The 16,723-nt window shown below is 60.7% G+C and carries 15 protein-coding genes; 13 read left to right on the top strand and 2 right to left on the bottom strand.

Annotated elements, in window-relative coordinates:
* Positions 1-2: 2 nt before the first annotated feature.
* Both MOV75_RS00360 and MOV75_RS00355 read left to right on the top strand, forming a co-directional pair.
* Positions 3-758 carry an ABC transporter ATP-binding protein gene (locus tag MOV75_RS00360; RefSeq protein ID WP_247004414.1) on the top strand — a complete coding sequence of 252 codons (756 nt, stop codon included), beginning with the start codon at positions 3-5 and terminating at the stop codon, positions 756-758.
* Positions 755-1,468: an ABC transporter ATP-binding protein gene (locus MOV75_RS00355; protein ID WP_247004412.1), complete on the top strand. Its 714-nt coding sequence runs from the start codon at positions 755-757 to the stop codon at positions 1,466-1,468. Before MOV75_RS00360 ends, MOV75_RS00355 begins: the two co-directional genes overlap by 4 nt.
* A gap of 224 nt (positions 1,469-1,692) precedes the next feature.
* Here the strand turns inward: MOV75_RS00355 and MOV75_RS00350 are convergent, their stop codons facing one another.
* Together MOV75_RS00350 and MOV75_RS00345 are read right to left on the bottom strand one after the other, a co-directional pair.
* Positions 1,693-2,910, bottom strand: a complete 1,218-nt coding sequence (locus tag MOV75_RS00350) for an alpha/beta fold hydrolase (protein WP_247004410.1) — start codon at positions 2,908-2,910, stop codon at positions 1,693-1,695.
* Positions 2,910-3,617 (bottom strand): GntR family transcriptional regulator, encoded by a 708-nt coding sequence (locus MOV75_RS00345; protein ID WP_247004491.1) that lies wholly within the window; start codon positions 3,615-3,617, stop codon positions 2,910-2,912. Before MOV75_RS00345 ends, MOV75_RS00350 begins: the two co-directional genes overlap by 1 nt.
* 111 nt (positions 3,618-3,728) lie before the next feature.
* On the opposite strand from MOV75_RS00345, the gene MOV75_RS00340 reads away from it, so the two are divergent.
* The 11 genes from MOV75_RS00340 (at position 3,729) to MOV75_RS00290 (ending at position 16,257) form a co-directional block, all read left to right on the top strand.
* Positions 3,729-4,130, top strand: a complete 402-nt coding sequence (locus MOV75_RS00340; RefSeq protein WP_247004408.1) for a carboxymuconolactone decarboxylase family protein — start codon at positions 3,729-3,731, stop codon at positions 4,128-4,130.
* Positions 4,127-5,038 (top strand): NAD(P)-dependent oxidoreductase, encoded by a 912-nt coding sequence (locus MOV75_RS00335; RefSeq protein ID WP_247004406.1) that lies wholly within the window; start codon positions 4,127-4,129, stop codon positions 5,036-5,038. Before MOV75_RS00340 ends, MOV75_RS00335 begins: the two co-directional genes overlap by 4 nt.
* A 77-nt stretch (positions 5,039-5,115) precedes the next feature.
* On the top strand, positions 5,116-6,243 hold the full coding sequence (locus MOV75_RS00330; RefSeq protein ID WP_247004404.1) for a zinc-dependent alcohol dehydrogenase family protein: 1,128 nt from the start codon (positions 5,116-5,118) through the stop codon (positions 6,241-6,243).
* An 892-nt stretch (positions 6,244-7,135) separates the two neighbouring features.
* Positions 7,136-8,059, top strand: a complete 924-nt coding sequence (locus MOV75_RS00325) for a LysR substrate-binding domain-containing protein (protein ID WP_247004402.1) — start codon at positions 7,136-7,138, stop codon at positions 8,057-8,059.
* Positions 8,060-8,388: 329 nt separating this feature from the next.
* Positions 8,389-10,104, top strand: a complete 1,716-nt coding sequence (locus MOV75_RS00320; RefSeq protein WP_247004400.1) for a PQQ-dependent dehydrogenase, methanol/ethanol family — start codon at positions 8,389-8,391, stop codon at positions 10,102-10,104.
* Positions 10,105-10,286: 182 nt separating this feature from the next.
* Positions 10,287-10,559 (top strand): cytochrome c, encoded by a 273-nt coding sequence (locus tag MOV75_RS00315; protein WP_247004398.1) that lies wholly within the window; start codon positions 10,287-10,289, stop codon positions 10,557-10,559.
* An 81-nt stretch (positions 10,560-10,640) separates the two neighbouring features.
* On the top strand, positions 10,641-12,185 hold the full coding sequence (locus MOV75_RS00310; RefSeq protein WP_247004396.1) for a 4-hydroxyphenylacetate 3-hydroxylase family protein: 1,545 nt from the start codon (positions 10,641-10,643) through the stop codon (positions 12,183-12,185).
* A gap of 73 nt (positions 12,186-12,258) precedes the next feature.
* The gene (pqqA, locus tag MOV75_RS00305; protein WP_247004394.1) at positions 12,259-12,357 is read left to right on the top strand and encodes a pyrroloquinoline quinone precursor peptide PqqA; all 99 of its coding nucleotides are present in this window, start codon (positions 12,259-12,261) and stop codon (positions 12,355-12,357) included.
* A 208-nt stretch (positions 12,358-12,565) separates the two neighbouring features.
* Positions 12,566-13,057, top strand: a complete 492-nt coding sequence (locus MOV75_RS00300) for a (2Fe-2S)-binding protein (RefSeq protein ID WP_247004392.1) — start codon at positions 12,566-12,568, stop codon at positions 13,055-13,057.
* Positions 13,054-15,339, top strand: a complete 2,286-nt coding sequence (locus tag MOV75_RS00295; protein ID WP_247004390.1) for a molybdopterin cofactor-binding domain-containing protein — start codon at positions 13,054-13,056, stop codon at positions 15,337-15,339. The genes MOV75_RS00300 and MOV75_RS00295 overlap by 4 nt, the downstream gene beginning before the upstream one ends.
* Positions 15,340-15,468: 129 nt before the next feature.
* Positions 15,469-16,257, top strand: coding sequence for an SDR family NAD(P)-dependent oxidoreductase (locus tag MOV75_RS00290; RefSeq protein WP_247004388.1), 789 nt, complete (start codon positions 15,469-15,471; stop codon positions 16,255-16,257).
* The last annotated feature ends 466 nt before the right edge of the window (positions 16,258-16,723 follow it).

The raw sequence follows: 16,723 nt of genomic DNA, 5'->3' as shown, positions 1-16,723 counted from the left end.
CCATGCTCGAGATCCGCAACCTCGCAAAGTCCTTCGGTGGCGTGAAGGCAACCAACGACGTCTCGCTCGACTTCCCTGGCGGCTCGCTCACCGCGGTGATCGGGCCGAACGGCGCCGGAAAGAGCACTTTCTTCAACCTGATCACGGGTGCGCTGAAGCCGGATTCCGGTCAGGTGCTGCTCGATGGAGTTGATCTTGCCGGCCGCTCGCCGCCGGAGATCGTTCGCCACGGCATCGGTCGCGCCTTCCAGGTCGCGAGCATTTTTAAATCGCTCACGGTGCAGGAAACCATGCTCGCCGCCGTCAGTGCTGACCAGCACTCATCCGCGGTGCTGCACAAGCGCTTTCCGCTGCCGGAGACGCGCGACCGCGCCGAGCATGTGATGGAACTCCTGGGCCTCGCCGGAAAGCGCAACCGCACCGCGGCGACGCTGTCGCATGGCGACCAGAAGCTGCTCGATATCGCGCTGGCGCTGGTGCTCGAGCCAAAGGTGCTATTGCTGGACGAGCCGACCGCCGGCATGGGCCCGGAGGAACGCTGGCGCATGATCGACAAGGTGCGCGAGCTCTGGGAGACGCAGAAGATCACAGTCGTGTTCATCGAACACGACATGGATATCGTGTTCAAGATAGCCCCCAAGATCGTTGTGCTCTGCTACGGCCGCATCCTGGCGACCGGCACGCCCGACGAGATCCGCAACAACAGCGCGGTGATTGACGCCTATCTCGGCACCGAACATGCGGGAGCCGCCGCATGAGCGCCGTCGTCATCAAAGTCGCCGATCTCGACGTCTATTACGGCACCAGTCAGATCCTGTTCGGCGTCGGCCTCTCGGTGCGGCAGGGCGAGACCATGGCGCTGCTCGGGCGCAACGGTGCGGGCAAATCGACGACCATGAAGGCGATCATGGGGCTGGCGCCGCCGCGGCGGGGCAAGGTCAGCCTGCATGGCACTGTGATCTCCGGCCTCAAGCCGCACCATATCGCGCGTGCGGGTCTCGGCTTCGTGCCGGAGGATCGCCAGATCTTTCCAGAGCACACGGTCGAGGACAATCTCGTCATCGGCAGGAAGCGCGGGCCGGAAGGTCAGGATGAATGGTCGATCAAGCGCATCTATGAGGTTTTCCCGCTGCTCGAGCCGCTGCGCTACCGCATCGCCGGACGCCTCTCGGGCGGCGAGCAGCAGATGCTGGCGATCGCGCGCACCTTGATGGGCAACCCGGCGCTGCTGCTGCTGGATGAGCCGAGCGAGGGGCTGGCGCCGATCATCGTGCAAAGGATCGGCGAGTTGATTCGGCAGCTTCGTAAGCTCGGATCGACCGTGCTGATCGCCGAGCAGAACATGCATTTCTGCTTGGGGCTGGCGAGCCACGCCACCATCATTGACAAGGGCCAGATCGTCTACGCCGCCGGAATCGATGAACTGAAGGCCGACGACGCGATCCGCCGTCGTTACCTGGCGCTATAGGCATTCTCCTGCGATCTCGGAAAGTTGTGATGATCATTGAACGCAGCGCCACGGCTACGATCGTCCCGACTTGACGAGCTTACCCGGGACTGGCGCTTTCGTCGGGCTGGCCTTTAAGGAGTTATCATCGTCGTCAAAAAGCCGGTTTGCGCAACAAAAACCTGCTGGTCACTGAAGGGAGATTGAAAGGGTTCTGCGGCACGAAGCGGCGTCCCTTTCGCACCTCATTGTAGAAATCTCGCCAGTGCGGCAGCAAAGCGCGGGATGAATGCGTCTGGATTCTCTGTCATTGGAAAATGGCCAAGTCCGCTCATCTGTTCGAAGCTGCTTCCGGGTATAAGGCGTGAAAGCCGCTCGCCGTCCGCCGGCGTCGCAGAATAATCGTATTCGCCGGTCATCAGATGCACTGGTACCCTGGAGGTCTCGATCCGGGGTCCAACCGCAAATCCGTCGAACTCCTCGGAATAGAAGGTCAGGTCGCCCGAATAGATTCCCGGCGCGGCCTGCGCATAAATCCATTCCGCGCGAGCCCGTTCCTCACTTGGACCACTTGGGCACATTAGTCCGGCGACGTAGGCGCTGTTGTGAGACCCGTTCGCGACGCGTACGTCCACGAGATAAGGATTGCTGCGGCCGGGAGATTTAAGAGGCGGTTCAAGCGCAATGACCCCTCTTAATAACTCAGGGCGCTCCGCTGCAAGCGCCAGCGAAATCGCGGCGCCCATCGAGCATCCGGTGAGGAGCACAGGTTCGCCGATTATCGAGGAGATAAATGCGTCGACGACGGCGACGTAGCCGGCCTGAGTTAGGTTGTGGACCGATCTCATCGCTTCGAAGCTGGGAAATGAGCGGCCGTGGCCGGGCATATCGAAGGCAATCATGCGAAAGTGCTTCGCCAGCGCGGTATCCGCGAGCAATCGCGTATACTGCCTAGAGTCCGCGCCCGCTGTGTGAAGTAGCACCACGGGAGGGCCGCTTCCGGCCTCCTCAAAATAGATGTCGGTTGACACACCATCGGCAACGACAGGTGCATAGCGGCCGCAGATCTGTCGAACATCCCGATGTCGCGATACCTCTTCGTAGGCTAGGGGCTCGCGAAGTCCCTCGAAGATGCGTTCGAGGGCTGCACGTGACTGCGCAATGATGAGGGGGGCGCCCGACACGTCGACAGCGTCGTTCTTGATCTGGAGAGCGGTAAAGCAGTTGTAGCGCGGAGGCGGGAGGGAAGCCAGGATACGTCCCCATTCGGCATTCGACGTTCGGACCGTGATGTCGGCACCTCCGGTCGAGGTCACAAGGCGACAACTATCACTTGAAATGAGCAGGTCGATTCTCTCTTCGTCGCTCACGAAGCGGACCTTCACGTCCAGTCCGCGGGCGCTAACACCCAGTTCCGCTCGTGCGATGGCCTGACCAAAAGCGGCCGTCAAATCGACGGACATTACTTCTCCACGTATTGGTAATCAGCCGCCGGCGGCTTAACGGTATCGAGGACTTTCAGAGCCACCTTGGCGGCCTCTTCGATGTGGCGGCGACAGAGGAGTTCTGCCTTATCCGCATCTCCAGCGCTGACGGCTTCGGCAATCGCGCGGATCTCAGCGACGCTGTGCTTGAGGCGTCCGGCCTGCGTCATCGACGTGAACCGAAGTAGGCTGATCCGGTTGTGCAGCATCGTCAGCGTCTGTTCGACAAACATGTTGCCGCAGCCGCGCAGCAGCACGGCATAGAATTCGCTCTTGGTCCGGATCAATTCGTCCTGTTTGCCGGCTTTCGCGGATTTTGCAAACGCCGTGACCGCTTCCGCCATGGCCCGAAGGTCTTCAGCGCGCCTTCGCATGGCGAAGGCGCGACCGGCAAAACCTTCCAGTACGGCACGCAGATCATAAAGCTGAGCAGCTTCCTCTCGCGAAATCGTGGAAACGACGGGTCCACGATGAGGGACAGACGTGATGAGGCCCTCCGCCTCGAGCTGGCGTAGTGCTTCGCGGATCGAGGTCCGGCCGACACCGGTCAATTCGCATAGTTCACGCTCAACAAGCCTCTGGCCTGGCTTGAACCGTCCGCTTGCGATGGCTGCGCGTAACCGCTCCTCAACCTGAAGCCGCAAAGTCGCGGCACGGCGTTCGACCTGCAATTCAAGGGTATCCATCTCGACAAACTGGCGTTCATCAGACAATCTGTCAAGTCTCAGATTGTCTGATTGACAGTTAGTATGCCGATGCGCTTTAAGCTGCGCCCGCAAACCCTCAGGAGAGTTGAAATGAGCGAGACCCCGATGTTCGAACAAGGCCTCGATGTGCGTCGCGAGGTGCTTGGTGCCGCCTATGTCGACGGTAGCTTGGCCAAGGCCGACGATTTCATGATGGCGTTTCAGCGCATTACCACTGAGTGGTGTTGGGGATATACCTGGACCAGACCCGGCCTCGATCGACGCACTCGCAGCATGCTCAATCTCGCGATGCTCGCCGCAATGAGCAAGCCGGCTGAGCTCAAGCTTCACGTTAGGGGTGCGCTCCAGAACGGCGTGACGATCGACGAAATCAGGGAAATCCTGCTCCACGCCACGGTCTATTCGGGGATTCCGGCCGGCCTCGAGGCTTTCAAGGCGGCGCACGAGGTGCTGCTCGCCGAGGGCGCCTTGGCCCCAAAGGCAGCCAAATGAGCGAACTCCCTAAGGTCCTGTTCATCGGGATCGGAAACATGGGGTGGCCGATGGCCGCCCGTCTGATCGGCGCCCGATGTTCCATCGAGGTCGCCGACGTCCAGTCGAGTCGTGTGGCCGAGTTCGTCAAGCAGGTCGGTGGCAATGTCGCCGGCGACCTCACGTCGGCCGCCGCACGATGTGACGTAATCATCACGATGCTTCCAACGAGCAGGCACGTTGCCGACGCCGTCGCTGCGATGCGGGGCGGGCTCAAGCGCAAGCAGATCCTTGTCGACATGAGTTCCGGTGCACCGTCGGCGACCCGTGCCATAGCCGATGATCTCGCCGAAGTCGGTGTCGTCGTCGTCGATGCGCCGGTCAGCGGCGGCGTGTCGCGTGCAATTAACGGCGAGCTTGCGATCATGACCGGAGGTGACGCCGCAGCACTCGATCGCATTGAGCCCTTATTGAAGGCGATAGGGACTGTCATTCATCGCATCGGCTCCCTCGGCTCGGGGCAGGCGATGAAGGCGTTGAACAATCTCGTCTCCGCGGGCGGCTTCCTAATCGGAATCGAGGCGCTAATCATAGGTCAGCAGTTCGGCATCGATCCAGCGCTAATGACCGACGTGCTCAACGCTTCGACGGGCATGAACAACTCGACCCAAAAGAAGTTCAAGCAGTTCGTACTGTCGCGCAATTTCGATAGCGGATTTGGTCTCGATCTGATGGTGAAGGATCTCTCGATCGCACTCGATGTAGCGCGCGATGCCGGCGTGTCCGTACCGTTCTCGGCCATGTGTCGGGAGCTCGGCGCAAGTGCCCAGGCGCTGCTGGGAAAGGGACAGGATCATACGGCCTTTGCAAAGCTGAGCGAGGCGCTCTCCGGCGCGACGCTGAGCGACAAGTCGAGCTCAGCGGCTTGACGCCGCAAACCGATGAGGGGCGCCGCGCCGATTGACCGTTTAGACGATCTATGGGCTTCAACCAGGGAGATGCATTCATGCGGGTCCGCGCCGCCGTCCTTCAAACTGCGCCGCATAGGGCGCCCTTCGCCGTATCGAAGCCGCTGAAGATCGGCGTCATCGATCTCGATCCGCCGGGTCCTGACGAGGTATTGGTCAAGATCACTGCAGCGGGCCTATGTCATTCTGATCTTTCTCTAATTAACGGAGACAGGCCGCGGCCGACACCGATGCTCATCGGTCACGAGGCCTCGGCCGTCATCGAAGAGATCGGTGCAAACGTGCATGATCTCCGCCCCGGCGATAAGGTGGTGATGAGTTTCTTGCCCACCTGCGGTCATTGCGAGCCCTGTGCCGAAGGGCGGGCGCAGCTCTGCGAGCCCGGCCATTCCGCAAACAGCAATGGGACCCTGCTGTCCGGCGCCCGTCGGATCCACTGCGAGGGTGTGACGGTCAACCATCATAGCGGCGTCTCGGCCTTTGCCGAATATGCCGTCGTCTCGCGTCGATCCATCGTGAAGATCGACGGCGAAATCGCACCGGTCGAAGCAGCCTTGTTTGGCTGCGCCGTCATGACCGGAGTGGGTACCGTGATGAATACTTGCCGGGTCAGGCCCGGAGACCGCGTAGCGGTAATCGGGCTTGGCGGTGTAGGGCTAGCCGCCGTCCTGGGAGCGGTTGCAAGCGGAGCTTCACGTGTGATCGCTGTGGATATTTCGGACGAGAAGCTGCGCATTGCTCGTGAACTGGGCGCGACTGACCTGTTTTCGGCCGCCTCAGACAATGTCGTTGGAGATATCCGAGAATCCACCAAGGGCGGGGTGGATCACGCGATCGAAATGGCCGGCTCCGTCAAAGCGTTCGATCTCGCGTACAGAATTACGCGGCGAGGCGGAAAAACCGCGACCGCAGGACTGGCCAATCCGAACAGTCAAATCCAACTGCCTCCGGTGAATCTCGTTGCGGAGGAGCGGACGATCCATGGCAGCTACATGGGAAGTTGCGTTCCATCTCGCGATATCCCGCGGTTCATTGAGCTTTATAAGAGAGGCGCATTGCCGGTGAACAAGCTTCTCTCGGGCACAGGATCTCTCGACGGAATAAATGAAGCATTCGACCTGCTCAATGAAGGAAAGGTGGTTAGACACGTGATCGACTTTGCTTAAGAGGGCGATCACTCGCAGGTGGCAGGTCTGGGCGCGTTCGCCGGCCGTGCCACAAATGGCCAGTGCCACTGATCCTGTCGCCTTCTCGGCCCGACCATTGGGGGAAAGATCGTATGCCGTTTGAAAACAAGGTCCTCATCGTCACCGGCTCCGCAAGCGGAATTGGCCTGGCTACCTCGCGGTGTTCGCGGCGAAGAACGCTCACGTGGTGATCGCCGACAGCAATGGTGAGGCAGGAGAAAAGGCCGTGTGCGCGATCGGTGCAAAGGCGATCGCGATCAAAACTGATGTTAGCAGATCCGAGGAGGTACGTAGTCTCGTAAGGATCGGTTGTTGCGCGGTTCGGGCGGATCGACGTTCTCGTTAACAATGCTGGATTTGGATTCGTGGGTAACGTCGAAACCATCCTCGAGGAGGATTGGGACCGTCAAAGATCACGCGCGCGGACTAACGCTAACGGAAAAGCGGGCAGAGTCTCTATGCGAGAGATATTGAGATCATTCGTGCATTCGAAGCCGCGATAGATGAGGTGCGCGCCAATCCGTTTAAATCGAACGGTGGGGTCACCTTTCGCCTTTCCAAGCTCTATCAGCAACGTCCTTATGGTGCCACTGGCCGAAACCGTGCGACAGGGGTACCCTGATGTTGTGCTCAGGGCGATGGATGCAATGAGCGTCACGTGCAGCAATGGCTGACGGAAGCAACTATCGATTTTGGAATGCTATACCACGTCAATGCCGTTCGTCACCCTTCAAGTTACACCGTTGTTTGTAGAAGATCTCTACCTGGTCGCCTCAGCGGATATTTGGAAGGGGTCTCACGGAGGCTCCACGCAGCAAGCGATCGACCTCGCAGATTGCGCAAAATTGGATCTCATTTGATTGGGGTGACGATGGACATCAAGCAGCTCAAATACTTCATCAGCATTGCCGATCTTGGGAGCATGACGAGAGCATCGGAGACGCTGAATATCGCCCAGCCCGCGCTCACGCAGCAGATTGCGAAGTTGGAGAGCGATCTTAGAACGCGCGTGTTTGACCGCAGCACATCAGGCGTCAAGCTTACCCCGGCAGGTGAGGTTCTCTACCGCTATGCAAAATCGATCCTGAAGCAGGTTCATGATGCACGCTTGGCGGTCTCTGACGAGGACATGCATCCCACCGGGAAAGTCATGATCGGAATTCCCGGAAGCACCGGTAAGCTACTGTCTGTGCCCTTGCTTCAGAAGCTGAAGAAGCAAGGTCGGATCCTACTCGAGATCGTGGAGCGTCCCAGTGCGGAACTCCAGGCTCTTGTCGCCAGCGGAAAACTCGATGTCGCCGTGGTGGTCGACGCTGCCCCGGGCCGTGGGATCGCACTGTCTCCGATCCTGCTCGAGGAGCTCCTGGTGATTGCTCGAAGGGATTCGATCGGCCAGCGACATTCGCTAACCCTGAAGGAGCTGGCAGAAAATCCACTGGTGTTGCCGAGTTGGCCAAGCACGATCCGTCAGCGGATCGACATGGCTCTCATGGATGCGCAACTGACCTACGAACTCGTTGGGGAAGTCAGCGCCACGGATATGCTGGTCAGGGTCGTTAGGGCGGGGATTGGCTGGACCTTGCTTCCCTGGTCAGCGGTTTCCGACGATATCAACCGCGGCCATGTGATTGCTCTTCCGATCCAAAACCTGACGCTGCGGCGGGAGCTTGCAATCTGCGTCTCCGACACCCTGCCACTCAGCAACGCGGCCCAACTGGTCAGAGAGAACATCATAGAAATCGTGAAGGATCTCATATCGTCCAAGCAATGGATGCGCGTCGAGCCCGTAGGTTGATGCTAGTTGTCGCGGCGCCAGCTGGAGGGCGCACCAGCCCTCGCACGCGCGCAAGACCGGATAATGCGCGATATGATTTTCTTAGAGACCTATTGTTTCTTCATATTTTGTTTCAATGACTGCCGGCGCTACGGTCCGCAGCTAGTGACGCAGAAGAAACTTTGAAAAGCGTCCGAGACAATCACGGTGTGGCGGTTCGAGCTAACCACTCAAATCCGGCAGACCTGGGGAAACGCAAATCATCGCAATCACATCTCGCTCGCTCGACAGGGCTAGATAAGACGTAACGAGGCTTACGTCAGATGGCGCTTAGTATCAGGGAGGATATCGTGCACAAGATCTTTAGCTCACGCATGTCGCGGCTGCTCGGAACGGCGGCGGTCGCATTGCTGGCATCGCAACTTCTGACCAGTCCTGCTCGCGCCGAGAGCGGGAAGGAATGGACAACGTATGGCGGCGACTGGGCGAACACGCGGTACAGCACGCTCGATTCGATCAACACAAAGAACGTCAAAGACCTCAAAGTCGCTTGGGCATTCCCCCTGGGCGTGCTCGAAGGACAGGAGACAACCCCGCTGATCATCGACGGCACGATGTATGTGACGTCTCCGCGCGGCCCGAAATACGTCTTCGCGCTGGATGCGAAGACCGGGGCTGTCAAGTGGCGCTACGCGCCTGAGATGCCGGCGGACATTGCATCTGCCGTATGCTGCGGCTTGGTGAATCGTGGTGTCTCTTACGCAAACGGGAAGGTTTTCGTTGGTAGGCTCGACGGCATCCTCGTTGCGCTCGATGCAAGCAACGGCAAGGAACTCTGGAAAGCGAAGGTTGCAGACTACAAGGCTGGGGACGACATCACGTCGCCGCCAACGCTTGCGAAGAACCTCGTCGTCATCGGCTACGCCGGTGGCGAGTATGCGACGCGCGGCGCTATTACGGCATTCGATCAGGAGACCGGCAAGGAGGTGTGGCGGACTCACACGATCCCCGGACCCGGCGAGCCCGGGAGTGACTCATGGCCATCGTCCGACATCGCGATGCGCGGGGGTGCCGCCGCCTGGCTCGTCGGCTCATACGATGCCAAGCTGAACCTCATCTATTACGGGACCAGCAATCCAGCGCCCTGGGCGGCGCACGCGCGTGGCACCGACAGCAGCGAATACGGCAGGTACACGAACCTCCACTCGTCGTCGACGTTAGCTCTCGATGCGGACAGCGGAAAAATCGTTTGGTCCTTCCAGCATACACCCTACGATGCATGGGATTATGACGGGGTCAACGAGAAGGTGCTGACGGATCTCACGATCAGCGGAAAAACCGTCGAGGCACTGATGACGGCCGACCGCAACGGCTTCTTCTACGTGCTCGATCGCAAAAACGGAAAGCTCATCTCTGCCGCACCATTCGTGCACGTCAACTGGGCGAAGGGCATCGATGCGGACGGCCGGCCGGTGGAGAATCCCGACAAGCGGCCGAAGAAGGACATCTGGGCGCGTGACGTCTGCCCCAGCTTTTATGGTGGTAAGAACTTCCCGCCAGTCTCCTACAGCTCGGATACGCATCTGGTCTACATCCCAACCTTCAATGTTTGCATGGATGAGGTCGGGCGCGATGCGGGAGAACCCAAGAAGGGCATCTTCTTCCTCGGGACCGAGTTCGACGCCGGCAAATATGGTCCGGGCGGACATGGCGGCGAGTTCGTGGCCTGGGATCCAATCGCGAAGAAGAAGATCTGGGGCGTGACAGAGCCGAAACCGTTCTTGGGCGGCGCCCTATCCACCGCCGGCGGACTCGTCTTCTATGGAAACATGGATGGAGACTTCAAGGCCCTAAATGCAAAGACGGGCGAGATGCTCTGGCGGTTTCCGACCGGCTCGGGGATCAACCAAGGAGCGGTAACCTATGAGGTCGGCGGCAAGCAGTACATCGCCGTCGCATCGGGACGTCTCGTCGGTCCGCCGAGTTTCATGGGTGAGCAGGGCAAGAAGCTGCTTTCCTCCACGACCGAGGGCTCAACGCTCTTCGTGTTCGAACTGCCAAACTAGGCGCGCTTGGATCGATGGGACCGACCCCGGTCCCATCGGCAGGCCTTGCGAAGGACATGGCGATGGCCAGGATCCCATATTCGACAATCGCCGCGGCGCTGGTGGCGTTTGCGTCTGCAACTTGTCCGGCGTCGTCGGCGGACGCCCCGCTCACAGCGAGTGTGTCATCTGCTTCGACTCGCGTGGACGATCAGGCGCAAGCGCAAGAAGGCCGCTCCCTCTTCAATCAGACATGCGCGCATTGCCACGGCCCGGACGCAGCGGCTGGGCAGCCCGAGCGCAATCTCAGGCATCTCCGGGCCCGCTACGGCTCGGACATGGATGACGTGTTCAGGTCGACCGTCATCAACGGGCGGCTCGACAAGGGAATGCCCGTTTGGGCGGAGGTGCTCGACGCCAAGACGATCGACGCCATCTACGGCTTTCTAAAGACGGTTCAGGAAGATGCAGAGTAACGCAGCCATCACGCGCGTATCGGTGAGTGTCAGTTACACAGAACGATTGCGCGGTGTCGCATGACGGAAGGGACTTCTGCCATGGCATCGGCGTGCCGCAAGAAGGATGCCGACCCAATCAGGACCGGCGCAGAGTACGTCGAGAGCCTGCGTGGTCGTAGTCTGAAGGTCTATCTGATGGGAGAACTGGTATCTGAGCCGGTCGATCATCCGATGATCCGTCCCTCGATAAATGCCCTCGCGGAAACATACGATCTAGCCGTGCGTGAACCGGAGCTTGCGACGGCGCACTCGCCCTACGTTCAGGAGCGCACGAACAGATTTTTGCACATCGCGAGGGGCCCGGAAGACCTTGTGATGCAGAACAAGATGCAGCGACGTCTCGGACAGCTTACAGGAACCTGCTTCCAACGTTGTGTCGGAATGGACGCACTCAACTCATTGCATTCTGTTACCGCAGATATCGATGAGAAGCACGGCACCGGCTATCATGCGCGCCTGCTCGATTTCCTTGCGGAGATACAGCGCCGCAATCTGGTCGTGGGTGGTGCAATGACGGACGTCAAAGGCGATCGCAGCAAAATGCCAAGCGAGCAGGCGGACCCCGATCTCTTTGTTCATGTCAGCCGACGCACGAAGGAAGGAATCTACATCCGTGGCGCGAAGGCTCACCAGACTGGCTGTCTGAATTCGCACTGGATTGTCGTGATGCCCACCATGCGACTGGGGCCGGCTGACGAAGACTATGCGGTCGTCGGAGCCGTTCCGGTCGACGCCGAAGGCATAACCTACATCTATGGACGGCAGTCTTGCGACAGCCGCAGCATGGAAGAGGGGAATATCGATGCCGGCAATGCCCGCTTCGCCGGCCAGGAAGCGATGATCATTTTCGACGATGTGTTCATTCCTCTGAAGCACGTCTTCATGGACGGAGAGTTCGAATTCGCCTCCAGCCTGGTCGAGCGATTCACTTGTTATCACCGCCGAAGCTATGTCTGCAAAACAGGCGTTGGCGACGTTCTGATCGGAGCGGCGGCCACGATTGCCGACTACAACGGCGTGGAACGTGCGTCGCACGTGCGCGACAAGCTGGTCGAGATGACGTTCCTGAACGAAACGATCTACGCCGCGGGAGTATCCGCGAGCTATCAAGGCACGGCGATGAAATCGGGCGTCTATCAACCCGACGAGATGTTGGCGAACGTCTGCAAGCATCATGTGACTAGGCTGCCCTTCGAAATCGGTCGGCTGGCCCAGGATCTGGCGGGCGGTCTGATGGTCACGCTGCCCTCGGAACGGGAACTGCGGCATCCGGAAATCGGCGCCCTGATCGACAAGTACCTCAAGGGGCGCCCGGACGTGCCGACCGAGGCGAGAATACGAATTCTGCGACTGATCGAGAACATGACGATGGGACGGAATGCGGTCGGATACCTGACTGAATCTATGCATGGCGCAGGCTCGCCGCAGGCGCAACGGATTCAGATCGCGCGTGGGATGGAGTTGGAATTCAAGAAGGATCTTGCCAAGGAATTGGCCGGAATATCGTCGGAATCGCGCGACGAGGTGGTCGAAGCGATGACCAGCTACATGCAACGAGTGTTCCAGCCGGTGCGCGTGGCTTGAGCGATAGTGGAAGTTGTTAGGTCTGTTCAAAGGCCGAGTCGTCGAAGTTCGATCTCAACCAGGAGGATAGCAAATGAAGTGGACGCCGCCAAAGATCGTTGAAGTGTCCGTGGGCATGGAGATCAACATGTATGCTAGCGCAAGAGGCTGTACGAAAGCCGCCATGCGCTAAGTCGAGAGCTCGCCACTCGACGCAACAATCTCCCGCACTCCTCCCCGGGAGTTGACGGTGTTAGTCATCGTCGAAACTTGGCCGGCGCTTCGGTGCCGGCCTTTTCACCTGCCGCGGGAGCGCTGACGGAAGCCGAAGAACATCGCTGCGAGGACGTCGCTCGATGATAGAGCAGCACTAGAGATACCAATATGGAGGGTATTTGCTCATGCCTATGTTAAACATCAACGGGCGGAGTATGTCCGTGGATGCGGCGAACGACACGCCGCTCCTCTGGGCCATCCGCGAGCAATTGCAGATGACCGGGACCAAGTTCGGCTGCGGCGCCGGGCTGTGCGGTGCCTGCACCGTGCACGTCAACGGCGAAGCCGTGCGCTCGTGCCAGACCATGGTCGGCGACGTCGCCGGCAAGAAGATCACCACCATCGAGGGCCTGTCCGCCAAGGGTGATCATCCCTTGCAGAAGGCATGGATCGCCGAGCAGGTGCCGCAATGCGGCTACTGCCAGTCCGGGCAGATCATGCAGGCGGCTTCGCTGCTGGCGAAGAACGCCAATCCGACCAAGGAAGAGGTCGTGGCGCATATGGACGGCAATCTCTGCCGTTGCATGACCTATTCGCGGATCCAGAAGGCAATCATGCGCGCCGCCACCGAGATGCGCACCGCATCCGCCGCCGGCAACGACCGGAGGCCCACATGAATCAGCACGTGAAGAACGTCACCCCCGAGATATCAGATCTCAGCCGCCGCTCCTTCCTGGTCGGCACCGCGGCCACCGGCCTCGTGCTCGGCTATGCCGGCGTGCCCGGTGTCAGTGAAGCGCTCGCTGCGGCGCCTACCAATTTCGAGCCGAGCGTCTGGTACGCGATCTCGCCCGATGGCCTGGTCACCGTGACCTGCGGCAAGGCCGACATGGGCCAGCACATCGCCTCCACCATGGCGCAGATCGTTTGCGAGGAGCTCGGCGCGAAGTGGAGCGACATGCGGGTCAACCTCGCCTCCAACGATCCGAAGTTCAACGACCCCGTACTGGGGGCGCAGATCACCGGCGGCAGCTGGTCGACCATGATGAACTTTGACGCGATGAGCCGGGCGGGTGCGGCCGGACGCATGGCGTTGACGGAAGGTGCTGCCGCCGCGATGGGCGTGCCGGCAGGCGAGCTCGCAGTGCGCGACTCCATGATCGTGCATGCGAAATCGAAGAAGCAGATGTCGTTCGCCGATGTCGTGAAGAGCGGCAAGGCGACCAAAACCTTCACGCCGGACGAGCTCAAGGCGATCAAGCTGAAGACGCCGGATCAGTATTCCATGATCGGCGTGTCGGTGCCGCAGCTCGACATCCCCTCCAAGACCAACGGCACGGCCAAGTACGGCATCGACGTGATGATTCCGGGCATGGCCTATGGCGCGGTGGTGACGCCGCCGGTGCGCTACGGCGCCACGGTGAAATCGGTTGACGACTCCGCTGCGAAGAAGGTGCCGGGCTTCATCAAGGCCGTCACCCTCGACGACAAGACCCAGACCACGACCGGCTGGGTGGTTGCGGTCGCCAACACCTACGCCAACGCCAAGAAGGCGGCAGCGGCGCTGAAGGTCAGCTATGACGGCGGTCCGAATGCGAAAGCGTCGAGCGAGTCGCTGCTCGCTGAGGCCAAGCGGCTTCAGAAGCTGGACGATTCCGGCCAGTTCTTCGTCAAGGACGGCGATCCCTCGGCTGCGTTCGGAACAGCGGCAAAAGTGCTGGAGGCGGAATACACCACCAGCATCAACATCCACGCGCCGATGGAGCCGATGAACGCCACCGCGGAGTTCAAGGGCGACATCCTGCACATCTATTCCGGCAATCAGTTCGCGACACGCTCCGGTGCGATTGCAGCCGGTGCCGCCGGGATCGATCCGAAGTTCGTGGTGATGCACCAGATGTGGCTCGGCGGCGGCTTTGGCCGCAGGCTCGATGCCGACATGATGGTGCCGGCGGTGCAGGCGGCCAAGGCCGTGGGCAAGGCGGTGAAGGTGATCTACACGCGCGAGAACGACATGACGATGGATTTCTCGCGTCCGCTCACCTTGCAGAAGGTGAAGGCCGGCGTGGATGGCGATGGCAAGCTCGTCGCGCTCAGCCACGACGTGGTCTCGGCCTGGCCGACGCAGCGCTGGGGAATTCCTGATTTCCTCACGCCGTCGGTCGACAAGAAGGGTCCGCTCGATTCCTTCACGGTGAACGGATCGGACTTCTTCTACACGGTGCCAAACCATCACGTGCGGGCGATCAAGAACGAGATGGCGCACAACGCCACCCCGTCGGGTCAGCTCCGTTCGGTGGCACCGGGTTGGACCTTCTGGGCGGTTGAAAGCATGATCGACGAGATCGCGGCGGCGGCCGGCAAGGATCCGGCGCAATACCGCATCTCGCTGCTCGACGGCGCCGGCAAGAACGAAGGCGGCGCGCAGCGGCTGCGCAACACGCTGCTCGCCGCGATGGGTCTCGCCGGCTACGGCACCAAGAAACTCCCGAAGGGAGAAGGCATGGGCGTGGCCTGCGTGTCGTCGCAGGAACGTGCGACCGCAAGCTGGACCGCTTGCGTCGCGCATGTCGCGGTGGCGCCGTCAGGCGAAGTGACCGTGAAGAAGCTCACGGTCGCGACCGATGTCGGCACGCAGGTGCATCCCGACAACATCCGCGCCCAGGTCGAGGGTGCGGCGCTGTGGGGCCTGTCGCTTGCGATGTACGAGAAGGCGACGCTGAAGGATGGTGGCATCGAGCAGACCAACTTCGACAGCTACACGCCGCTCCGCATGAGCCAGATGCCCGAAGTCGCGGTGGCCGTGATCGCCAATGGCGAAAAGGCAACCGGCGTCGGCGAGCCGGCGGTGACGGTGGTCGCTCCGGCCATCGGCAACGCCATCTTCAACGCCTCAGGCGCCCGCGTCCGGGCGCTGCCGATCACGGCGGAAGCGGTGAAGGCGAACATGAAGGCGTAGGTTCGGACGTGGAGTGAGCGGTCTCTTGCCGCTTCACTCCGCGGCTGTGGCATCAAAGAACAATCGGTCGGCGCACTGCTTATGGCGCCGACCACCTAGTGTTTTGTTCAATCGAACCGGATCGAGACGATGAGCCTCTTCAACAATCCATTCGAACCCGCGCACGACGCTGCCTTGGTGACTGGCGCGGGAAATGGCATCGGCCGCGCCATTGCGCAGGCCCTGGTCGGCGAGGGCGTACGAACGGTGTTCGCCGACGTGAGCGCTGACAGGGTGGCGGCCGCGATCGCGGTTGCGCCTCGTCCGGAGCTCGCGGTGCCGTGGATTGGCGATTTGGCGCGTCCCGACAGTTGGGAGGAGCTCCTCGCTTATGCACGAACCGCCGTGGGGCAGGTCACTCATTTCGTTCATAGCGCCTCACCGCCGCGACGCGAGACCGATCACGCCTTGGCGGTCGACGCCGAAACTTGGGACCAGATGCGCGCAGTCAATGTCGATGCCGGATTCCATCTTTCGCGCGAACTTGCGCGTCAGCTCATTGCGGCCCGCAAGCCCGGCTCCTTTCTCCTGCTCACCTCCCTTCACGCTGGCACACCACGCAATCTACCGCACTACAGCGCCTCTAAGGCCGCACTCGCGATGCTAGCCAAGGAGTTGGCGAAGACGCTGGGGCCCTTTGGTATCCGGATCAACGCGCTCGTACCCGGAGCGATCGCCGCGGGCGGGTTTGTCGCCGATTTATCGCTAACTCGGCACATCCCTCTCGGGCGCCTCGGCCGAGCCGAAGACCTTGCACCGATGGCGTTGGCGGTTCTCTCGAACCGGATCTCCGCCTATGTCACGGGTGCTGCGTTCGTCGTCGACGGTGGCCTGTCGCTCACGAACTGGTTCGAAGCACCTACGCTGGACGAATTGTGACAAGCCGCGCCTGTCCTTAAGTCTCTGCGGCTTGAAGCAGGCGCGAGACGATCGCAAAAGGCGCCACCACACCACTCCGGTGCTGCTGAACAACTAGGTGGGAGCGTACAGCGGCCTGCCGGACAAGTCAGCCTATTGCACCGGGATCATGATCAACAGAGCAAGATCATCGCCGAGGGCGACACAAATCCGGTAGAGAGAAGCGGGCGCGGGACCGTCGGCCTGGCTGCTGAGGTGCTCAGCCACGGCGTGCTCGTGTTTCGGGCGCGGCCGCCAATTGCGGGCGGCGAAGAAGAGCGGCGTGGGCACTGGAGCTTGCCGTCTCGATTCCTAAGGTTCAGGCGACGCCGTCCCGCTGCTCTTGGTGGCGTTTCGGCTGGAGTTGCTGCTGTCGGTGCGGGCCTTTCCGCCTGGTACGCCTATGGGCGAAGCGCTCTCGAAACATGAGCGATAGTTTTGATCGTCG

This window comes from Bradyrhizobium sp. PRIMUS42 (assembly GCF_023006515.1).
Taxonomy (GTDB): Bacteria; Pseudomonadota; Alphaproteobacteria; order Rhizobiales; family Xanthobacteraceae; genus Bradyrhizobium.
The sequence above is the reverse complement of the archived record's forward strand: the minus strand, read 5'-3'. Positions and strand labels throughout refer to the sequence as shown.